Consider the following 325-nt stretch of genomic DNA (forward strand, 5'->3'; position numbering starts at 1 on the left):
CTGAAGCGAAAACCAATGCAGCAACGGCACTTACCACTGCCAATGCAGCGGCCACACAATCATCTGCAAATGCGAGTCAGATCAACAGCATCAATGCATCATTGGCTGATAAAGCCAGTACAGGTGCTTTGGAGTCGGTGAAATCTGACGTTAATGAGTTAGATGGACGTGTCACTGCCAACACTGAGAAAGTGGACGGAGTCTTTGCCAAGGTTACGCCTTTGACTGCTGACCAGAACAACTGGACGGCAGATTCAGGCAGTAACCAAGCATCGTCTTGGACGATTCAATCAGCATTTGCAGATGCAGACAGTGCTTTAGGTCA

The 325-nt window shown here is 48.6% G+C and carries 1 protein-coding gene; it reads left to right on the forward strand.

The genetic code is table 11. From position 1 onward, the window contains the following. The coding region (locus EAH57_RS15840) for a hypothetical protein (RefSeq protein ID WP_147440134.1) at positions 1-325 on the forward strand (325 nt) is incomplete at both ends.

Origin of the sequence: Acinetobacter sp. 2JN-4, from assembly GCF_003687745.1 — a bacterium.
GTDB classification, from domain to species: Bacteria; Pseudomonadota; Gammaproteobacteria; order Pseudomonadales; family Moraxellaceae; genus Acinetobacter; species Acinetobacter halotolerans.